This window comes from Methylorubrum subtropicum (assembly GCF_038442325.1).
GTDB classification, from domain to species: Bacteria; Pseudomonadota; Alphaproteobacteria; order Rhizobiales; family Beijerinckiaceae; genus Methylobacterium; species Methylobacterium subtropicum.
Window position 1 is genome coordinate 14,299 of the sequence record NZ_JBBXMW010000006.1, and the last position, 20,244, is coordinate 34,542.

General features: G+C 73.4%; 16 protein-coding genes. 8 read left to right on the forward strand and 8 right to left on the reverse strand.

The window, feature by feature from the left end; genetic code table 11:
* The first annotated feature begins 178 nt into the window (after positions 1 to 178).
* Entirely contained in the window at positions 179 to 1,888 is a 1,710-nt protein-coding gene (locus AAHG03_RS10345) for a DEAD/DEAH box helicase (protein ID WP_342150550.1), read from the forward strand.
* A gap of 477 nt (positions 1,889 to 2,365) precedes the next feature.
* Here the strand turns inward: AAHG03_RS10345 and AAHG03_RS10350 are convergent, their stop codons facing one another.
* On the reverse strand, positions 2,366 to 3,277 hold the full coding sequence (locus AAHG03_RS10350) for a hypothetical protein (RefSeq protein WP_342150551.1): 912 nt from the start codon (positions 3,275 to 3,277) through the stop codon (positions 2,366 to 2,368).
* A 654-nt stretch (positions 3,278 to 3,931) separates the two neighbouring features.
* On the opposite strand from AAHG03_RS10350, the gene AAHG03_RS10355 reads away from it, so the two are divergent.
* The 4 genes from AAHG03_RS10355 to AAHG03_RS10370 are packed head-to-tail and all read left to right on the forward strand — an operon-like array spanning position 3,932 to position 7,562.
* Entirely contained in the window at positions 3,932 to 5,386 is a 1,455-nt protein-coding gene (locus tag AAHG03_RS10355; protein WP_342150552.1) for an ATP-binding protein, read from the forward strand.
* Between the two features lie 10 nt (positions 5,387 to 5,396).
* Positions 5,397 to 6,125: a response regulator transcription factor gene (locus tag AAHG03_RS10360; protein WP_342150553.1), complete on the forward strand. Its 729-nt coding sequence runs from the start codon at positions 5,397 to 5,399 to the stop codon at positions 6,123 to 6,125.
* Positions 6,122 to 6,787 (forward strand): TenA family protein, encoded by a 666-nt coding sequence (locus AAHG03_RS10365; protein WP_342150554.1) that lies wholly within the window; start codon positions 6,122 to 6,124, stop codon positions 6,785 to 6,787. The genes AAHG03_RS10360 and AAHG03_RS10365 overlap by 4 nt, the downstream gene beginning before the upstream one ends.
* The gene (locus AAHG03_RS10370; RefSeq protein ID WP_412759739.1) at positions 6,768 to 7,562 is read left to right on the forward strand and encodes a DJ-1/PfpI family protein; all 795 of its coding nucleotides are present in this window, start codon (positions 6,768 to 6,770) and stop codon (positions 7,560 to 7,562) included. The genes AAHG03_RS10365 and AAHG03_RS10370 overlap by 20 nt, the downstream gene beginning before the upstream one ends.
* A gap of 7 nt (positions 7,563 to 7,569) precedes the next feature.
* Here the strand turns inward: AAHG03_RS10370 and AAHG03_RS10375 are convergent, their stop codons facing one another.
* Positions 7,570 to 8,436, reverse strand: coding sequence for a Brp/Blh family beta-carotene 15,15'-dioxygenase (locus AAHG03_RS10375; protein WP_342150555.1), 867 nt, complete (start codon positions 8,434 to 8,436; stop codon positions 7,570 to 7,572).
* Between the two features lie 92 nt (positions 8,437 to 8,528).
* Positions 8,529 to 9,281, reverse strand: a complete 753-nt coding sequence (locus AAHG03_RS10380) for a bacteriorhodopsin (protein WP_342150556.1) — start codon at positions 9,279 to 9,281, stop codon at positions 8,529 to 8,531.
* A 293-nt stretch (positions 9,282 to 9,574) separates the two neighbouring features.
* Between AAHG03_RS10380 and AAHG03_RS10385 the strand changes: the two genes are divergently transcribed.
* Positions 9,575 to 11,065: an amino acid permease gene (locus tag AAHG03_RS10385; RefSeq protein WP_342150557.1), complete on the forward strand. Its 1,491-nt coding sequence runs from the start codon at positions 9,575 to 9,577 to the stop codon at positions 11,063 to 11,065.
* Positions 11,066 to 11,128: 63 nt separating this feature from the next.
* On the opposite strand, the gene AAHG03_RS10390 is transcribed toward AAHG03_RS10385, so the two are convergent.
* The 5 genes from AAHG03_RS10390 to AAHG03_RS10410 form a co-directional block, all read right to left on the reverse strand.
* Positions 11,129 to 11,470: a DUF6883 domain-containing protein gene (locus AAHG03_RS10390; RefSeq protein ID WP_342150558.1), complete on the reverse strand. Its 342-nt coding sequence runs from the start codon at positions 11,468 to 11,470 to the stop codon at positions 11,129 to 11,131.
* A 3-nt stretch (positions 11,471 to 11,473) separates the two neighbouring features.
* Positions 11,474 to 11,788, reverse strand: a complete 315-nt coding sequence (locus AAHG03_RS10395) for a hypothetical protein (RefSeq protein ID WP_342150559.1) — start codon at positions 11,786 to 11,788, stop codon at positions 11,474 to 11,476.
* Entirely contained in the window at positions 11,785 to 12,690 is a 906-nt protein-coding gene (locus AAHG03_RS10400) for an MBL fold metallo-hydrolase (RefSeq protein ID WP_342150560.1), read from the reverse strand. The genes AAHG03_RS10395 and AAHG03_RS10400 overlap by 4 nt, the downstream gene beginning before the upstream one ends.
* A 187-nt stretch (positions 12,691 to 12,877) precedes the next feature.
* Positions 12,878 to 14,074, reverse strand: coding sequence for a murein L,D-transpeptidase family protein (locus AAHG03_RS10405; RefSeq protein ID WP_342150561.1), 1,197 nt, complete (start codon positions 14,072 to 14,074; stop codon positions 12,878 to 12,880).
* A 337-nt stretch (positions 14,075 to 14,411) separates the two neighbouring features.
* Positions 14,412 to 17,024 (reverse strand): ATP-binding cassette domain-containing protein, encoded by a 2,613-nt coding sequence (locus AAHG03_RS10410; protein WP_342150562.1) that lies wholly within the window; start codon positions 17,022 to 17,024, stop codon positions 14,412 to 14,414.
* Between the two features lie 301 nt (positions 17,025 to 17,325).
* On the opposite strand from AAHG03_RS10410, the gene AAHG03_RS10415 reads away from it, so the two are divergent.
* Together AAHG03_RS10415 and AAHG03_RS10420 are read left to right on the forward strand one after the other, a co-directional pair.
* Entirely contained in the window at positions 17,326 to 19,062 is a 1,737-nt protein-coding gene (locus AAHG03_RS10415; RefSeq protein WP_342150563.1) for a DUF3341 domain-containing protein, read from the forward strand.
* Positions 19,059 to 20,234, forward strand: coding sequence for a hypothetical protein (locus AAHG03_RS10420; protein WP_342150564.1), 1,176 nt, complete (start codon positions 19,059 to 19,061; stop codon positions 20,232 to 20,234). Before AAHG03_RS10415 ends, AAHG03_RS10420 begins: the two co-directional genes overlap by 4 nt.
* Positions 20,235 to 20,244 lie beyond the last annotated feature (10 nt).

Genomic DNA, 20,244 nt, shown 5'->3' on the forward strand with positions numbered 1-20,244 from the left:
GAGAGCGGCCCGTCCCCCGTCCGGTCACGGTGCAGGGAGCGGGCCGCACGGCTGGCCCGGAGCCTTCGGCCCGGCGCAACGCCGCCGCGCGGCCCGCGTAGTGGTCGGCGTGCCTTCGAGGCGCTAGAAGCGGCCTACCGATTCCCGATCCGGCCCCTTTGGCCGTGAAGGCGACCCCTTGCCCTTTCCGCCCCTACCCACCCCCCTCGCCCGGGCGCTCGACGCGCGCAGCTACGCCGAGCCGACCCCCGTCCAGCAGGCCGTGCTCGACGCGGAAAGCGGGCGCGACCTGCTCGTCTCGGCTCAGACCGGCTCGGGCAAGACCGTCGCCTTCGGGCTCGCCATCGCGGGCACGCTGCTCGACGAGAACGAGGCCCTGCCCCCGCCCGGCGCCCCGCTGGCGCTCGCCATCGCGCCGACCCGCGAACTCGCGCTCCAAGTCCAGCGCGAGCTGATGTGGCTCTACGCCGAGACCGGCGCGCGGGTGATCGCGAATGTCGGCGGCATGGACCCGCGCCGCGAATCGCGCGCGCTGGAAGCCGGCACCCACATCGTCGTCGGCACGCCGGGGCGCCTGCGCGACCATCTCGAGCGCGGCCGCCTCGTCACCGACAATCTCCGCGCTGTCGTCCTCGACGAGGCCGACGAGATGCTCGACATGGGATTCCGCGAGGATCTCGAATTCATCCTCGCCGCGACCCCGCCCGCGCGGCGCACGCTGCTGTTCTCGGCCACCCTGCCGAAGGCCATCGTGACGCTGGCCGAGCGCTACCAGCGCGACGCCCTGCGGTTGGCGGTCGCGGGCGAAACCCGCGGCCACGCCGACATCGCCTACCGCGCCGTGCGCGTGATGCCGCGCGAGGTGGAGCACGCCGTCGTCAACGTGCTGCGCTTCATCGATGCACCCGTCTCAATCGTGTTCTGCAACACCCGCGACGGGGTGCGCCATCTCCAGGCTTCGCTGACCGAGCGCGGTTTTTCCGCCGTGGCGCTCTCGGGCGAACTGGGACAAGGCGAGCGCAACGCCGCGCTCCAGGCGCTGCGCGACGGCCGCGCCCGCGTGTGCGTCGCCACCGATGTGGCCGCCCGCGGCATCGATCTGCCCGGCCTCGACCTCGTCATCCACGCCGACCTGCCCCACGACGCCGAGGTGATGCAGCACCGCTCCGGCCGCACCGGCCGCGCCGGTCGAAAGGGCACCAGCGTCGTGCTGGTGCCGGCCTCGCGGCGGCGGCGCGCCGAGCAGATGTTCGCGATCGCCAAGGTCAACGCCGAGTGGAGCGGCCCGCCCACCGCGGACGAGATCCGCGTGCTCGACCGCGAGCGGATGATGGCCGACCCGCTGCTCGCCGAAGTCGAGTCGGACGAGGACCGCGACTGGGAGAAGGAATGGGCCGAGGCGCTGTTGGAGCGCTTCCCGCCGGAGCGGCTGGCGGCCTCGCTGGCCCGGCTCTACCGCTCGCGCATCCCCGTGCCGGAGGACGTGACCGATCCGGGCTTCGAGCCGCCGCGCCGCGCTGACCCTCGCGTCGGCGCCCCCATCGGCGCCCCGCGCGTCGGCGACGACGAGCCCGGCGTCTGGTTCCGGCTCAACATGGGCCGGCGCGACCGGGCCGAGCCGCGCCGCCTCCTGCCGATGCTGACCCGCCGCGGCGGGATCGGCCGCGGCGACATCGGCGCGATCCGCATCTTCGACCGCGAGACCACCTTCGAGATCCGCGGCAGCGCGGCCGACGCCTTCGCCGACGCCTTCGCCCGCCGCGGTCCCCCGGACGTGCGCGTCGAGCGGATGCAGGGCGAAGCCCCCGCCCCCGGCAAGCCGCCCAAGAGCCCGCGCGCGGCCAAGCACCGCCGCGAGGTCGTCGGCAAGACGGCGCAGAAGCGCTGATTCTTCTGGGATTTTTTGGAAGGGTTGCCGCAGCCGCCACGGCTCGGGGCAACTCGCGCCTTCATGGCGAGGCGGAACTGACACAATCCAGGGTGCGACCGTGCTGGATGAGGCGAGACAGTATCCGTCGTCCCGTCATCGACGGAGCGACTTGGTCGGAGAATGCGGAGCGCTGGATTGCGTCAGTTCCGCCTCGCAATGACGGCGTGATCGAACGGACGCGTCGTTGAGACGGTCTCCGGGTCGATCGCTGGTCTGCCGAGCGCTCTGAACGCCGGACGGGACCAGTCCCCATGCGTTGGCCGGACGAGGCGCCTCTCCTCCCCCTTGCGGGGAGGAGATGGAGGTGGGGGTGGTTCAGGCGGAACCGTCACGGTGCCTTCTGCCCGACCCCCACCCCTGACCCCTCCCCGCAAGGGGGAGGGGAACGCGCCTTCCTCGGTTCGAGTCGCTCGTCAGGGAGCGAAGCCCTCGCCCCTACTCCCCGTCCTTCTTGCCCATCAGCCCGCCGACGGTGGCGTTCCAGCCGTCGCGGAGCTGGCGTCCGCCGGGGATCTTCATGCCGAGCAGTTCCGGCTCGTCGTCCGCCACGGCGGCGGCGGGCGCCGGCGCGGCGGGGGTGGCTTCGGCCGTCGTCACGCGGGTGCGGGCGGCCGGCTTGCGCGCGGCCTCCTTCTCGGCCTTGTCGGGGCGCGGCGTCGCCTTCGCCTCGGCCTTTGGCGTCTGCGGCTTGGGCGTCTCCGGCTTGGCCGGCAGGGAGACGAAGCGGGCCGGCTGCTCGGCCTTGGCCCGCACCGTCTCGGTCCGCGCCGGCGCCAGCGGTGCCGCGACCTTCGCCGGGACGACGGCCGCCGCGGTGCGGGCCGGCGCCAGGGTCGAGGCCGGCTCGATCGGCAGGTTCGGGCGCCCGGATGCGGCGCGGACGGGCTCGGCCTTCGGTTCGGGCTTGGGCGCTTCGACCTTGGCGACCGCTGGCTTCGCGGTCTCGGCGCGGGCCGGCTCGACCTGAGCGGGCGGGGCCTTGGCGGCCTGGATCGGAGCGGCGGGCATCTCCGCCCGCTGCGTCGGCGGCTCGGCGGGGGGCAGCGACAGCCGCGTCGGCGCTGGCGCCGGTCCCTCGGCCAGAGCCGGCACCCCATCCTTCAGGTCGGGCCATTGCGAGGCCACGGGCGCGACCGCGACCGGCCGCACCCGCGGGTCGGCGAGGCCGGAGAAGAACGAGAACGCCCCCACGGTGAAGCCCGCGAGCGCGGTGCCGCCCAGCACGATCCCGGCGGCGAGGCGCAGGCGCGGGCGGCCGGCGCGCGGCGGACCGGCGTTCGGGCGAGTCTCGGACGGGTGGATCGCCACCGACATGCGGCCGGCCTCTTGCACGTTGTACCCCTGCAACAACTCCGCCCCGACAATGCGGCGGCAAGATGTCCTGACAGTCCGATCCAGTGTTCGACGGGCCGCCATCCGCGCGAAAGCGTCCGCGAATCTGACGACGACCCTCGCCCGGCCAGGACTTTCGGAGTCTTGCCGGCTCACGCGAGCCTAACCCGGGAACTCACGACTCTTAACGGCGACAGGTTTAACGGAGGGTGCATGGCGCCCTCCGCCCCGGTGGTGCGCGGCGGGACGAGGGGACGGCGTGCCCGGTTCGGACGGCGAGGAGTCTCTTCCCCGTCGTTGGCTCCCGCGACGGCGGGGCGGCGGGTGTCTGCCGAGGGCCCGCCCCAACGGCGAGGACTTCTCCTCGTCGTTGGCCCCCGCGACGGCGGGGCGGCGGGCGTCCGCCGGGCGCGCCGCGTTCGACCATCGGTCGGACGCGGCGCAACTGAGATAAGAGAAACATCAGTGCCCCGGCCCCGGCCGCGGCGCCCGGCGGCATGGACTTTCACCCCCCGATCGGCCACGGTGCCGGTGTCGAAACCGCAGGAATTCGAGACCTTTAACCGATGCGGACTTGCCGAATGATCCCGAGCGCCCCGCGCCGGCCGTCGGCCTGACCGATCGCGAGGCTCCGTGCCGAACCCCGCCGCTCCTCCCGCTCCCGTCGAGATGCCCCCGAGCCAGGCGCCCGCCCCCGCGGTGACGGCGAAGAACCCGGCCGCGCCGTTCTGGGCCGGTTGGTCGACGCGCACGCGGCTGGTCCTGACCGTGCTGGCGATCGACGCGCTGGTCGCGCTGTTCTCCTGCGGCCTCATCGTCCTCAACGCCCGCCACGCCGTGAAGGTGGAGATGGACGCGAGCCTCGCCACCGTGGAGCCGCTCGTCGCCGAGACGATCCAGTCCCTGCGCAGCCCCAGCCCCGACAGCGTGCTCCACGCCCTCGACCTGCGCTTCCGCGCCCTGCGCCACGTCCGCGTCGCGATCCTCGACGCCGCGGGCGCGCGGGTCGGGGCGAGCCCGTCCCGGCCGCGGCGGGAGGCGCAGGAGGCGCCCGCGTGGTTCGTTGGGCTGATCGCCCCGGCCCCGCGCCAGCACGACCTGCCGATCGCGATCGGCGGGGAGCGCATCGGCACCGTGGCGATCACCACCGAGCCGCTCGACGAGATCGAGGAGGTGTGGGGCTATGCCCGCTCGCTCGCGCTGGCGAGCCTCGTTCTCAACCTCTCGGTGCTGGCCGCCCTCATCGTCGCGCTGGGGCGCATCCTGCGCCCGCTCGACCAGCTCGCCGCCGGCCTGACCCGGCTGGAGCGGCACGACTACACCGCCTCCCTCGACCCGCCGGCCTCGCGCGAACTCGCCGTCATCGCCGGGCGCTTCAACCGCGTCGCCGGGGCGCTCGCCGAGGCGCGGGCCGCCAACGGCCGCCTCAACCGCCAACTCCTCACCGCCCAGGACGACGAGCGCCGCCGCACCGCGCTCGAACTCCACGACGAGTTCGGCCCCTGCCTGTTCGCGCTGGAGGCCAACGCCGCTTCCGTCGCCCGCCTCGCCGCGGGCGAGACGGCGATCGACCGCGCCCGGCTCAGCCAGCGCGCCGCCGACATCGGCAGCATCGTCGGCCAGGTGCAGACGCTCAACCGCGACCTGCTCAACCGCCTGCGCCCGCACGCGCTCGGCGAGGTGCCGCTCACGGATTGCCTCAACCTGCTCCTGCGCGATTTCTCCCGCCGTCATCCGGGCACGACCTTCGAGGGCCGGTTCGAGGCGCTGGCGCGGGGCTACGGCGACCTCGTCGATCTCACCGTCTTCCGCTGCATCCAGGAGAGCACGACCAACGCCGTGCGGCACGGCGCCGCCGCCCATGTCTGGGCCGAGGCGCGCGAGGTCGCCGAGGACGGCGGGCGATGCTTACGGATCGACGTGCGCGACGACGGCAGCGGCGTCGCTCCCGACCACCGCGTCGGCCTCGGCCTGTCGGGCATGCGCGAGCGGGTCGAGGCGCTGAGCGGGCGCTTCACCCTTGACAACGGCGCGCCGGGCACGGTTGTCCGGATCGTCATCCCGATCGACCCCGAGCACGACGGCGAGGATTTTTCCGCCCCGCCCGTGCCCCAGGAAAAGTGATGCGCCGGCCATGAACGCGCAGACGATGTCCGCGACCTCGCCCAAGGGGGAGGCGCCGCGAGGGCTGCCCGGCCGCGGGCCGGTGGGCAAGGACGCGGCGAGCGTCGCGCCGGTCCTCGTCATCGACGATCACCCGATCGTGCTCCAGGGCTGCCGCCGGGTGCTGGAGGATGCCGGGATCGAGACCGTGGTGGAGGCGACCGGCGTGGTCGCGGGCTACCGCGCCTTCCACCGCCTGCGCCCGCAGGTCGTGATCTGCGACCTGACCTTCCAGGGCTCGGGGCTGGCCGGCCTCGCCCTGATCCGCCGCATGCGCGCCATCGAGCCCGAGACCCGCGTGCTGGTCTTCTCGATGCACAACGATCCGGTCATCGTCTCCCGCGCGCTGGAGGCCGGGGCGCTCGGCTACGTGCTCAAGGACCACGCCTCGAACGAGCTGTTCCAGGCCTTCGAGCGGGTGCGCGTCGGCGAAGTCTTCCTCGACCGGCGGCTCGCCACCGAAGTCGCGATGCTGCGCGCTGACCCGCGCCGCACGCCCGAGACGCAACTCACCCCGCGCGAGCAGCAGATCCTGGCCCGCCTCGCGCAGGGCAAGTCCTACGGCGCCATCGCGGCCGACCTCTCAGTCTCCTACAAGACCGTCACCAACGCCTGCTCGCAGATGCGCCAGAAGCTGCGCGTGCGCACGCTCGCCGAACTGATCCACGTGGCGGTGACGCAGGCGCAGCGGCAGGGATGAGCCGGTTCTCGCAAGACGCCTGGGCGCGGAACCTCTCCGCCTACGAGGCGATCCGCACCATGCCGTTCAACGCCGAACTCGCGGCGGGCACGCTGGGGGCGGACAGATTCCGCCGCTACATCGTGCAGGACGCGCATTACCTGATCGGCTTCGGCCGGGCGCTCGCGCTCGCCGCCGCCAAGGCGCCGGACCCCGACCGGATCGTCCAGTTCGCCCGCGGGGCCGAGACCGCCATCGTGGTCGAGCGCGCGCTGCACGGCGGGTTCTTCCAGACCTACGGCATCGACCCTGCGACCTTTGCCGCCACGCCGCTGTCGCCTCCTTGCGACCACTACGTCTCGTGGCTGATGGCGAGCGCCTACGCCGAGCCCTACGAAGTGGTGCTCGGCGCCCTGCTCCCGTGCTTCTGGATCTACGCCGAAGTCGGCCGCGACATTTTTTCGAAATCTGCCGCGGACAATCCGTACCGGGCCTGGATCGATACCTATGCGGGGGAAGACTTCGCGCAGGCCGTCGCCGCAATGATCGCCGCGACCGACGCGGCGGCCGAGGGCGCTTCCCCGGCGCTCCGCGAGCGGATGCACCGCGCCTATGCCCGCGCGACCCAGCTCGAATACCTGTTCTGGGACGGGGCTTATCGCGATGTCGCCTGGCCGGTCTGACGACGCGGCGACACTCGACCGCCGCGCCTTCACGGCGGCGGCGCTCGCCGCCGCGCTGGCCCTGCCGGAACGAGCCATGGCCCTCACCGAGCCCACGGCGCCATCGAACGTCACAAAAACAATCGCGATCCTGCTCTATCCGGGCATGACGGCGCTGGACGTGGTCGGCCCCCAGACCATGCTCGCGGGCCTCGGACCCGTCGAGTGGGTCGCCGCCCGCACCGGGCCGGTCATGAGCGACACCGGCCTGTCGCTCGTCGCGACCCACGATTTCGACTCGTGTACCCGCGACCTTGAGGTTCTCCTCGTTCCCGGCGGCGACGGCACGCCCGCGCAGATGCGCGACGCCGCCACGCTGGCCTTCCTCGCCGACCGGGCCGCGCGCGCCACTTGGGTGACGAGCGTCTGCACCGGCGCGCTGATCCTCGGCGCCGCGGGCCTGCTGCGGGGCTACCGCGCCACCTCGCACTGGTGCGTCCGCGACGCGGTGCTGCCGTTGCTCGGCGCCGAGCCCGTCGATGGGCGCGTGGTGTTCGACCGCAACCGCGTCACGGCGGCGGGCGTCTCCGCCGGCCTCGACTTCGCCCTGGCGCTCGCCGCCCGCCTGCGCGGCGATGCCTATGCCAAGACCGCGCAGCTCGTGGCGGAATACGCGCCGCAGCCGCCGTTCACTGCCGGCACCCCGGCCGCCGCCGGACCCGAGATCGCGGGGGCGGCCGGGGCGATCCTGGCCGACCTCGTCGCGGGATCGCGCGCGGCGGCCTCGGAACGCTGAGCGGTCTTCAGCCGCGCAAGCCCGCCTCCGGACGCGGCCGGGCGGAGGCGATCCGGTCGAGCAGCACGTGGGGCGCCGTCAGCGCGGACAGCATCTGCAGGGTCAGCGCCAGGAGCGTGGCCGTCGGGCCGGGCGAGCCCGGCGCGTAGAGCGGCCACAGGCCGGCGCCGAGCCCGAGGGTGAGGGCGAAGATCGGCAGCGCGGCGCGCACAGCCCGGCCCATCGTGTCGATGGCGGGCGCCCGCACGGGATCGCGCACCAGGGCGCGCATGTGGCGCGGCCCGTGCAGGCCGACGAAGTACAGGGCGAAGGCGGTGAGCGGCGGCAGCAGCCAGAAGGCGGCCGCAAGACCCGCGCATTCGGCCAGCACCGCGCGGCGCGGCCGGTGGATGGCGAGCCACAGGACGGCCCCGGCGAGCCAGAGCCAGGCCGCCGCACTCCACCACGTGGGCAACTCCGGCATCGGCACGCGTGCGACGAGCGCGAAGATCTGGGCGGTTTCCTCCGGTCGCAGCAGCGCCGGGAGCGCGATCGGCAGCCCCCCGCGCACGAGCGCCTCGATGGGGCGGCCGGGCCCCGCATCCTCCTCGCCGAAATGCAGGACCGACAGAGCCAGGAAGCCCGCCAGGGTCACCAGCGGCGCGACTTGCCATGCGACGAGCACCAGCGCCGACAGGCCGAGATACGGCAGGGCGAAGATTCCGAACCACAGCCGGCCGAAGCGCGGGCGCAGCAGGGGCGCGGCCACCGCGCCGTCGAGCGCCCCGTGGGGCACGCCGAGCACGATGGTCGCCGCCAGCGCCGCGAGCCAGGAGGCGTCCCGCGGCAGGAGCGCCGAGGCGCTCAGGCCGAGCCCGACCAGGGCGGCGGCCACGATCCTGGCCGAGTGCGGGAGCCGTACCCCCACCGCCGGGAGGGCGCGGCTCGCCCCGAGGGGCGGAGCGAGGGGGCGAGCCGCGCCGGCCATCAGGCCGCCCGGCGCAGCGGCGTGGCCGAGGGGCGGGTCTCGGTCAGATCGCGATCGACCGCGCGGGTCGTCTGGATCGTCGCCATCAGGCCATAGGCCACCTTGGCGGTGAGATCGAGCACCGCGACGATGCCCAGCGCCAGGGTCGGCGACAGGAGGCCGAGACCGTCCTGCCCGACGAGCAGCACCACCGGATAGGCGCACCAGACCACGGTCAGGAACACGGCGTTGCGCAGGAAGGCCGCGCGCACGTCGCCGCGCTCCGCCGCGTTCTCCTCGCGCAGCTGCACGAAGATGCCGTAGAACACCGCCAGGAACGCGCCGCAGGAGATGGCGAACCACGTCCACTTCACCCAGGCGACCTCGGACAGGCCGAAGGCCAGGGCGGTCACGATCATGATCAGGTCGGAGCCGATCAGGCCCCACACCACCGCCGGGCGGCGCAGGCCCGAATGCATCGCGGTGCGCGAGAGGCCGACGAGCAGCAGCGGCGTGGTGAAGGCCCAGTCGATGTAGCGGGCGAAGTAGAACTGGCGCGCGGCCTCCGCCGCCTCGGGCCCGGCTGGGAGGACAAGGCTGCCCTGCCCCGTAGCCATCGCGAAGTACGAGCAAGCGGCGATGATCGGCACGATCCCGTGGATGATCGTGTCCGCCTCCTCGGCTTGCGTCCGCCGTTTGCCCAGGAACAGGATGGCGGCGGCACCCGCGGCCATGCCGGCAAAGCCCAGCCAGAGCCAGAACTGAGGCGTCATCGATTTCTCGTTGTGTTGGGATGAAGGAAGCGCTGCGAACGTGGCGGCGCTTCCGGGCAATCTGGGCCGGGAGGGGATGTTTCTAGGACTGTGGTCACAGTCGCGTGAGGACAGGGCCTCCGCCCCACGCCGCAGCCCCCGCGGCGCGCATCCCGCCGCCTCCGGCCCGTCCCTTGCACGCCGAAGTCGCGTCAGCCCGTTGCTAGGCCGGCGGTTTCGGGATTGATCTCGGTTTCGAGAGAACCAGATCGGTTTACGGCAAAGGTTTTCTCCGGCGGGAGTGGCGGACGGACATGGCGTCAGGCTTGGCGAGCGACCTGTTTCGGATCAAGACGCTGGAGCGGCTGAACGCCGACGCGGAGGCCGGCGACAACAAGCTGGAGCGCCATCTCGGGCCCTGGAGCCTGATCGGGCTCGGCATCGGTGCGGTGATCGGGGCGGGGCTGTTCTCGCTCACCGGCATCGCCGCCGCCGAGCATGCCGGCCCCGCCGTCGTCATCTCCTTCGCCATCGCGGCGATCGCCTGCGCGTTTGCCGGCATGTGCTACTCGGAGCTCGCCGGCATGATCCCGGTGGCGGGCTCGGCCTACACCTACGCCTACGCCACCATGGGCGAGTTCATCGCCTGGATCATCGGCTGGGACCTCGTGCTCGAATACGCGGTGGGCGCCGCCACCGTCTCGGTGAGCTGGTCGCGCTACGTCACGCGCTTCCTTCAGGACACGGTGGGCGTCACGTTGCCGGGGGCGCTGGTCCACTCGCCGTTCGAGACCTACCAGCTCGCCGACGGCACCATGGCCCACGGCCTCGTCAATCTGCCTGCGATCTTCATCATCGTGGCGGCCTCGGCCCTGCTGATGGTCGGCATCCGCGAATCGGCCCGCGTCAACGGCGCGGTGGTGCTCGTGAAGATCGCCGTCGTGCTCACCGTGATCGGGGTGGGCCTGTTCTACATCAAGGCGCAGAACTACGACCCCTTTCTGCCGGCCAACACCGGCACCTTCGGCGAGTACGGCTGGAGCGGCGTGATGCGGGCGGCGGGCGTCGTGTTCTTCGCCTATGTCGGGTTCGATGCGGTCTCGACCGCGGCGCAGGAGGCCAAGAACCCCCAGCGCAACATGATGATCGGCATCCTCGGCTCGCTGTTCATCTGCACGATCCTCTACATCGCCTTCGCGGGCGTGCTGACCGGCCTCGTCCACTACGACGCCATGAAGGGCGACGCGGCGCCGGTGAACACGGCCATCGCCCAGACGCCGTTCCCGTGGCTCAAGGGCCTCGTCACCTTCGGCGTGATCTGCGGCTTCTCGACCGTGATCCTCGTGCTGCTGCTCGGCCAGAGCCGGGTGTTCTACACCATGAGCCAGGACCGGCTGCTGCCGGGCTTCTTCTCGGCGATCCACCCGAAATGGAAGACGCCCTACCGCTCGAACCTGTTCTTCATGGTGTTCACCAGCGCGCTCGGCGGCTTCCTGCCGATCAGCCAACTCGGCCACATGACCAGCATCGGCACGCTCTTGGCCTTCATCCTCGTCTGCATCGGCGTGATCATCCTGCGCCGGACCCAGCCCGACGCGCCGCGCGCCTACCGCACCCCGCTGGTGCCGCTGGTGCCGATCCTCGGCGTGGTCTCCTGCGCCGCCATGATGGTCTCGCTCGACGGCGAGACCTGGCTGCGCCTGATCATCTGGCTCGGCATCGGGCTGATCATCTACTTCGCCTGGAGCCGCCGCCACAGCCGCATCGGGCGCGAGGAGGGGGGCCGGGCGACGACGGCGATGTGAGGGTTTTGGCTCGGGTCGAAGCTATCCGAAGGCCTTGCCGAACGCCCTCGGCAAGGCCATTCGCTATTCGGCCTGCGGGATCGCGGTGATGAAGCGCGCAGGCCCCGCTGCGTCCTTGATCCAGCCTGTCCGGATCACCGGATTGCGACCGTCCGGCGTGCTGATCGGGCCGACGACGTTCCAGCGCTGCCCGTACGCATCGTCCGGTAATCGAGTGACGAGACCTGTCTCGGGATGGCGGTGGATCGCGTCGATCAGCCTCTGTGGATCGTCAGGATCGAAGCCGAAGCTCGTGAAGAAGCGGTAGCGGCTGTCAGCCTTGGCTGACGCTTGGCTCAAGAGGTAGTCGGTGATCTTCCTCCGGTCGACGACGCGAACGAAGAGAGGGTGGTCCGCGTCGAGCAAGCGTCAGTCGTCGTCGATGACGACGTTCAGTTCGTGCGCCACAACGGTCACGACAGCGTCGAACGGCTCCACGACATCGACGACATAAGCCTCGCCGCCTTTCAGAACCTCCACCACCGTGCCGGACGCACCGGCCGGTACGCGCTCCCCGTCCCAGGAGGTCTGATCGCTGCGGAGTGCCACCGTGCCGAAGAGGACGGGGGCCGTCGGCCACCGTTGCAAGTCCCCTTCCAGGCGAACCGGTTTCGTCATCGGGAGAAGGTAGTCCGGCGAAACCGCCTTTGCAAAGTCCCGCAGCAGCGTGATCGCCGCCCTCAAGCCCGCCGCGCCACGGCCCGCACCGGCGGCTCGGCCAAAGCCACCAGGGGGCGGCCGACTTCGATCGACTGGCGCTCGCGGGCGATGAAGGCGGTGGGCATCTCGGCCTGCATCTCGGCCTCGACCCCGCGCAGTTGCGCGTCGGAATGGCAGGGATGGAGGTGGATGATGGCGAGCGCCTTGGCGTGGGCGGCTTTGGCCAGCTCCACGCCCTTCTGCCACGTGGAATGGCCCCAGCCCTTGCAGCAGGGATATTCGCCCTCGGTGAACATGCCGTCGTAGACGATCAGGTCGGCGCCCTCGACGAAGCGCAGCAGCGCCGGGTCGGGCCAGTTGGCGCCGTGCTCGATGTCGCTGATGACGCACAGCCGCTTGCCCGCGTGGTCGAAGCGGAAGCCTGTCGAGCCCTGCGGATGGTCGAGCAGGATGGTGTCGACCCGCGACCCGTCGGCGAAGGTCAGCGGCTCGCCCGCCCGGAAGCCGTGGTGGCGGAAGGTGCAGGGCAGGATGTCGAGGGTGACGGGGAAGAGCGGCGGCGAGAACAGCCGGTCCAGCGCCGCCTGGGCGCTCTGCCCGTCGAGATTCCCGCAATAGGTGTGGATGGTGCGCTCCGCGTCGAGCACGGCGGGCTTGAAGAAGGGCAGGCCGGCGCTGTGGTCGAGATGGAGATGGCTGAACAGCAGGTCGATCTCTTTCGGCAACTCGTCGCGGCAGCCGCGGCCGAAGGCGCCGAGGCCGGAGCCCGCGTCGATCACGAACAGGCGCTCGCCGCAGCGGACTTCGAGGCACGGCGTATTGCCGCCGAACTCGGCCGTCTCCGGGCCGCTCGTAGGCGTCGAACCGCGTACGCCCCAGAAACGTAAGGTGAGGGCGTCGTCCTTGGCCGGACTCGTCAGGGTCATGGGTCGCTACCGTTGCCCGGGCGGGGTCCCGAGCCTTCCACAGTGACAGCGCCGCCGCACGCATCCGCTTGACGATCCGCGGCGGTCCTTCGGCCTTCTATGCGGCCGGAGTGTACCGCGCTGAGATGGGCGGCGGCCATGCGGGTGCGTGTGCGAGCCCGCACACGGCGTTTTGATCTGTGTAAAGTCAGCGCTGCGCCACGCGCTCGACCGTCGGTTGCGGATCGGCGAAGGCGGGCGGAGCAAGGCCGCCGTCGAGGGCGGCGCGCACGAGGCGCGGCAGGGTCTCCTCGTAGCGGGTGGCGGACGCGAACAGGGGCGTCGGCCCGCCCTCGAACGGCGCCCGGTAGGCCGCGCGATACGAATAGAACGGCGTGCCCGGCCCGATCACCGCGGCCCACAGGCTCTCCGGCATCGCGGCGGGCGGCACCGGTTTGCGCCGGGCGGCGATCAGCACGACCTCCTGGCCGGCATAGGCCAAGGCCTCGGGTCGGCTGATGTCGCCGACGGGAAAGCCCTGGCTGATGCGGTGGGCCCAGAAGGCGTGCTGGCCGCCGTCGGAATAGGTGGTGCGCACGGCCGCCGCCCCCTCTTCCGTCATCTCGGCGATGCGCTCGTTCTCGCTCCGGTGGAGCGCCTGCGCGGCGGCTTCCTTGTCCGGGTCTCGCGAAGGCTGGAAGGCGTAGCGCCCGGCGGCGACCCCGACGACCGGCTCCTCGCCGGTGGCCTCGAACCGGTCGGAGCCCTCCTTCAGCTGGCGCCAGAAGCCGATGTTCGGGTCGGTGCGGTGGCGGGCCATGTTGGCGGCCGTCATCCGGAACGGGAAGGCCTGGAACTGGAAGGCCGTCTGCCCGCCGGCAAAGGCCTCGCGGGCCACCGCGAACAGCTCGCCCGCGACCTGATCCGTCATGGCGAAACACCCCATCGACGAGCAGATGCCGTGCACCATGATCGCCGAGCCGGTGGCGCCGTGGGCCCGGTCGTAGGCGTTGGGATAGCCGATGTCGAAGGAGAGGTAGTAGCGCGAGTTCGGGTTCATCTGGCTCTTGGCCACGGTGTAGAACCCCTCCGGCACCTGCCGGTCGCCGTTCTTCGTCTTGGGCCCGAGCTGCCCCGACCAGCGGCAGATCGGGTAGGTCTTGATCGGCACGTAGCGCCCGGCGCCGTTGCGCTTCCACAGCTCGATCTCGGATTCGCGCTTGTAGGCCCGCAGCAGGATGGGGGACGCGGCCGTGGTGCCCTTAGCGGTCATCAGCGCCAGGGTGGCGGCAGGGATCGGCTGGCTCGCCTTGTCGGCGCGGGCCGGCACCGCGACGGCGAACAGCGCGAGGAGCGCCAGCAGGAGGCGGCGGAGAAGGGCAGCGGGCGCGTCGGGGAGGAGCATGCACCGTCTCGATCGAGACCGGCGGAGAAGTGCCTCATGAAACTCCCGACCCCATGCGGGCCCGCATGGGGTCGGGAGTTTCATGAGAGACACTTAGGCCGGCGCCGCCCGCGGCGGCACGGCCCAATGCCTGCGCGACGTTTGAGGCGGATTTGCGGGGGCCGACGCTCAAGGTGTGAAGGACCGCCGTATCCCCACAAACCCCCTCATCCTGAGGTGCGAAGCGTAGCGTAGCCTCGAAGGAGGGTTCCAGTGCGCTCAGCGATCCCTGGAGCCCTCCTTCGAGGCCCGCCGAGGCGGGCACCTCAGGATGAGGGTGAGGGTGGGATATGCCAAGTCACGCCGGCGCCCGCTGGGCGGGCGCTTCCAGCCGCAACCCGTCGATGCCGGTCACCGTATTCCGCTCCACCCGGATCACCGCGTCGAACGGGGCCTGACGGCGGAGCGTCGCCTCGTCGGGCAAGCAGACGATCAGGCCGGCGCCCGCGCGGACGGCGCGCAGGCGGGCGATGCGGGCGGTGATCTCGTCGGGCTTGCGCTCGTCCAGCGTCGAGCCGACGACGAGGATGTCGGGGCGGCGCACGAGGCAGCGCACGAACTCGATCGCCACCCGCTCGCGCGGGCCGATGGCGCCCTCCCCCAAAACCGCGCGCTGGCCCGGCGCCGTGCCCGCGGTGCCGGCGGCGATGCGGGTGGCGAGCCCCAGACGATAGACCGTCGGCTCCAGCCCCTGCTCGGCCAGCACCCGGCGCACCAGCGTGCGGACCCGTGCCTCGGCCCCGGCCTCCCCTTGCGTGATGCGGCCGAACAGCAGGTTCTCCTCGAGACTCGCGGCGGCGGTGAGCCGGGCGGGATCGTAGAACTCGACCTTCTCGCGGTAGCGCGGGGGGAGCAGCGCGGCGAAGGAGTGGCGGGCGGCGACGAGGCGCTCTTCCAGCGCGACGTCGATCAGGCCGAAGCGGTGGCGGGTCTCGTTGTAGCGCAAAGCGAGCCCGATCAGCCGCTCGCGGTCGCGCTGCCCGGCCGGGCCGCGGCGGAAGGCGCGGGCCTCCGGCTGGCGGGCGACGAGATCCTCGAAATAGCCGCGCTCGTCGGCCGGGAACAGCGAGAAGGTCTCGAACAGCGGGTGACCGTCGGGGAGGTCAGAGAAGATTTCGACGGTGGAGCGGGCGACCTGCAGCCCGACCTCGACCAGCGTCCGGGTCAGGTCCTCGGCTTCCAGCACGGCGCGCAGATAGGGGTGGGCGGCGAGCCGCGCGGGCGAGAAGGCCGGGCCGACCGCCTCGCCGAACAGCAGGTTCTCGCCGAGATCGGCCTGATGGTTGTAGCGGGCGGGGTCGAACGGCTCGACCAGCCGCTCCATCCCCTGCGCGGCGAGCGCCTCGCGCACGGCCCGGCGGGCGGCGACCACGGCCTCGGCGGTGGCGGGGTCGTCCTCCGGGTCGACCGAGGCTTCGAGGCCCCGCTCGTAGACGAAGGCGTCGAGTCCGGTGAGCTTGAGGATGGCGATGCGCTCGGCGATGCCCGACGCCTCGCGGTCGCCGCTGCGGGCGCCGTAGAGCAGGTTCTGGCGAAGCGTCCCCTCGATCAGGATGGCCTCGGCGCCCGCGAGCGCGATGCGCCGGGCCCGCTCGGCGGGCTCGAAGGCGCGCAGCGGCGTGCCACCATAGGTGAGCGCGCCCGCGGTCGGCTCGATCTGGCCGGCGAGCAGAGCGGCCAGCGCCCGCACGCCGCTGCCGCGCGGGCCGACGAGGGCGATGTGGGCCGGCATCGGCAGGGTGAGATCGACGCCGGTGAGCCGCTCGCCGCTCGCCGGATCGTAGGCACCCACGCCCTTGGCCGCGAGCACGCCCGCTTGCGGGAACGGCGCGAAGTCGCGCGCCGCGCCGGCGGGCCTCGGTTCCAGCGCCTCGACGATGGCGGCGATGTCGCGAAACAGCGGGGCGACGGCCCGGCGCTCGGCCCAGAGCCGCAGGCAGGCCGAGACGAGGAGCGCGGCGATGCCGAAGGCGCCCGCGGCCGCGGCGAGCGCGCCGGGGAGCACGTTGTCGGCTTCTGTCGCCGCCTCGCCCTGCCACAGGGCGGTGGCGATGAGGAGCGCGGGCAGGATCACCACGAGCGCCAGCGCCGGAGCGCGGGCATAGGCGAGCCGGGCTTCCGCCCGCACCAGGGCCGAGCGGGCGGCCCGCGCGCGAAGCCCGAGGCGGCGGCGCTCGAACGCTGCGGCGCCGTGGGCGCGCACGGCGGGCATGCGGCGGATCAGGTCGCGCAGGCCCGCTTCCGTGGCGGCGGTGTCGTCGCGGCGCAGGCGCGCGCGGGCGGCGGCGCGGCCGAGCAGCAGCGCGCGGGCGAGCCCCGTGGCGACCAGCAGCAGCGCGACCACCGGGACGAGGCGGGGCGCGGCGAGTTCGGCCATCACCAGCGCCAGCAGGATCGCCGCGACGGTCAGCCCCGGCAGGACGACGCCGACCGCCGAGACCATCCCCATCCGGGCGAGCGCCCGCCCGACCAGGCCGGGCAGCGCCCGCAGGTCTTCCCGCGCGCCGGGCGGCGAGGCGAGAATGGCTTCCCGCGCCCGCGTCCGCAGCCGCGCGGTCGCCCGCGCCTGGACCGAGAAGCACAGGAGCGCCACGACGCCGCCGAGCGCGGCGAGCGCCAGCGCCGCGACGCTGAGCGCGGACAGCGCCATCAGCGGCAGTTCGGACGGCGGCAGGAGCCAGCCGGAGAACAGCACCGGCGCCTCGTTGAGGTGATGGCCCGGCAGCGGCAGGGCGATGCGCAGGAACGGCAGCGCGTCGGGGCTCGAGCGGGTCAGCACGGCGATGAGGTCGCGCAGGCAGATCAGCACGAACAGCGCGAGCGGGCTCCCGAGGCCGACCGCGAGCCCGAGCGCCGCCGCGTGGCGCCGCGGCGCGGAGGCCCAGGCGAACAGGATCGGATCACGCTGCATGAGCGGGCCTTGCGGCGAGGCCGTTCGCGGTGGTTCGATGGGGCATCGGCGGCTCGCACGGCGATTTCAGATGGGCGGCGAAGGCGGCGCCCCGCCCTCTTCGCATGGATAGGCTGCGGCGCAAGCCCGGTGCGCCGGACGGCCCCATTGCATTCGGGCATGGCGGTTGCTCTTTGAGGTGCGCCGGGACACATCCCGCGGCGGGTCGCCGGCCCGATTCCGCCTATCGTATCCGTTCAGAATGAGGTCCGGTCCGGCGGTCATGACGCGGCGTCCGCCCTTCCCTCCCCCGGCTGCGGGCTTGGGCCCCTCGGCCGACGAGCGCCTGCTCGGCCCCCCGGTCGTGTCGCCCACCGTCACCGTGGCGGGGATCGGCGCGGCCGCCGCCCGCGCCGTGCTGGCGCCCGCGGGCCCCGCCCGGCGGCTGGCGCAGATCGCGCTGCCCGTCGCGCTCCTGGGCTGGCTCGTCCTCGCCCCGGTGCAGGCGCCCTTCCCTGCGGCCGGATTCGGCTGGTGGGCGGGGCTCGCCTCCGGCTGCCTGACCATCTTCGGGCTGTTGCTGCTCGCCCGCGTCGATTGGCGCTGCGGCATCGGCCGGCTCGCCCAGACCGCGGCGCTTGCCGCCTGCCTCGTGGCGCTGCTCCACCCCGCCCCCGGCGACCGGACCGCGCTGATCGCGCTGACGCTCTGCGCGCTCGGCCTGTGGGCGGCGGCCCTCGTGCCCGATCTCGCCGACCTGCGCGCGCGGCCGGAGATGCCCCCGTGGCGCGCCCGGCTCTACCGCCGCGCCGCGCTCCGGTGGCACGGATCGGCCCGGCAATGGCTCGCCTGGGAGCGGGCCTGCCGGGCGCTGGCGCTGGCCGGCCTGCTCGCGGCCTTCGCGCTCCAGACCGACCTCGCCCTGACGCTCGCAAGCCTCGGCGACCGCTCCGACACCCTGCTGCCCGTCGCCCTCGTGGTCGGCGCGGTGCTGTCGGGGGCGGGGCTGATCGCGGCGCTCGCCGCCGCCCTGCGCCGTGCACCGGGCTTCGACGGCTTCGTCACCGGGCGCCATCTCGACATCCTCGGGCGCCTGATCCTGGCGCTCGGCCTCGCCGGGCTCTACTGCCACGTCACCGAGGCCGTGGTGGCCGGGCTCTACGGCGCTCCGCCCGAGCGCGCCGCCCTGGCCGAGCGGCTGGCAGGCACCGGGGCGCCGGCCTTCTGGACGCTGCTGGGGGTCGGTCTGCTGCCGACCCAGGCGCTGTGGGTCGGCGCGGCGCGGCACAGCCCCGTCACCCTCGGCCTCGTCGGCGCCCTCGTCGCGCTCGGGGCCGGGGCCGGCCATGTCCTGCTCGTGCCGCCCCCCGCGACGGGCTACGCGGCGGCCCTGCTCGCCGAGATGGCCGGGCCCGCCGCCCTGTTCGGGCTCGGGTTGATCGCCGCCTTCCGCCTCGTGCCCGCGGTCTCGGTCGCCGAGATGCGCGGGCTCGCCCTCATGCACAACCGCAGACCCGTCACCCTCCCCGCCGGGGCCGCCGGCCCGCCGCCGGAAGCCGGGCTCGCCGCCGCCTTCGCCTCCGAGGCCGCCCTGGTCGAGGCCCTGCGCGGCCTCGGCACGCTCGACGCGCTCCCCCTCGAAGCCCACGGCCCCGCGCCGATGCCCGAGGCCGCCGCCGCGCTGCGGCGCGACGAGCGGGCGGTGCGCGAGGCTGCTCTGGTCGGCGGCGCGCTGGCGGGCCTCGCCTTCCTCGCCGCCGAGGTGCTGCGGGCGCCCGGCAGCCTCTCCGACATCCCCGCTCTCGCCTGGGCGCGGCTGGCGATTCCCGCGCTCGCCGCGGCGGCGGCGGGCGCCGCCCTCGGGGCCGGCGCGGCGCTGGCGTGGCACCTGCGCCGGCCCGCCGCCGCGCCGCCCTCGGACTGGCGCGAGGTCTTCGTCCTCACCCTCATGCCCGATACCCAAAGCCCCTCCGCGGGCGCGCTCGCCCGGCGCCTGTCGGCCCTGCCGGAGAAGGCCGGGCGACCGCTCGCCCTGCGCCGGGCGGAGCCCGCATCATGAGCGTCGACGAGCGCGGCGCCGCCGCCCGCAAGGCGCTCGGCGCCAAGACCGCCGCCGGCTACTTCCTCGATCCCGCCCGGCGCTCGCTCGCCGCCTTCGTGGCCGGCGCCGCCTGCCTCGCCCTCGTCGCATGGCTCGACGGTCTGGCGCGGCTCGCCCCATCCTACCTCGCAGCCTGGACCTGCCTGCTCGCCCTGCCCGCGGGCGCGCTGCCCGTCGCCATCATGATCGAGCGGGCCGATGCGTGGCGCCCGCAGCCCGAGACCGCGCTGCTCGAGACGCTGCGCGGCCTGCTCGCCCTGATGCCGGTGGCCGCTTTGCTCGCCCTGCCGATCCCCTTCCTCGCCCCCCTGCTCTATCCCTGGACGCAAGGCGCAGAGATCGGAGGCGGACCGGACACGCCGTTCGCCGCCCTGTGGTTCTCGCGCGCCGCCTTCGCGGTCCGGCTCGCCGTCACCTTCGCCCTGTGGATCGGGCTCGCCCTCCTCTTCGCCCGGCGCGGCGGCGAGCCCTGGGGCAAGGCCGGGCGGATCGACGACGGGCGGGCGGTGCTGGGGCTCGGCCTCCACACCGTGGTCGGGACGCTGGCCGCCGACGACCTCGTGATGGCGGTGGACGGGCGCTTCCACGCCGCCGCCTTCGGCCTGCTCGCGATGGCGGCGTGGTCGAGCCTCGCGCTCGCCGCCGCGGTGCTGATCGCCCCGCCCGACATCGGCCCGGCCCGGCGCCGCCACGACCGGATGACGCCGCTCGCCGTCCTGCTCCTCGTCTCGGCGGGCCTGCACGCGGTGCAGTTCCTGATGCTCGGCTCCGACCCGGCGGCGGCCGCATGGTACGGCGTCCGCGGCGGCACGGCGGGCCGCGCCCTCATGATCGTCTCCGGCCTCCTCGTGGCGCTCGCCGCCGCCCTCACCCTGCGGCCGGGCGACAACCGCACCCGGTTCGTCGCGGCCTTCGTCGTGGCGGCGCATCTCGCCGAGATGGCGTGGTTCGTCACGCCCTCCTTCGCGGGCAAGTTCCGCATCGGCACGACCGACCTGCTGGCGCTCGCCGGCGTCGCCGGGCTCGCCATGGGGCTGACGCCCCCGCTGCGGCGGCTGTTTCCGGGGCTCGCCGTCACCCCCGCTTGGCCCGGCCGCGAGGCCGCCCGGCGCTTCACCGAGCGGCGTTGAGCGGCTTTTC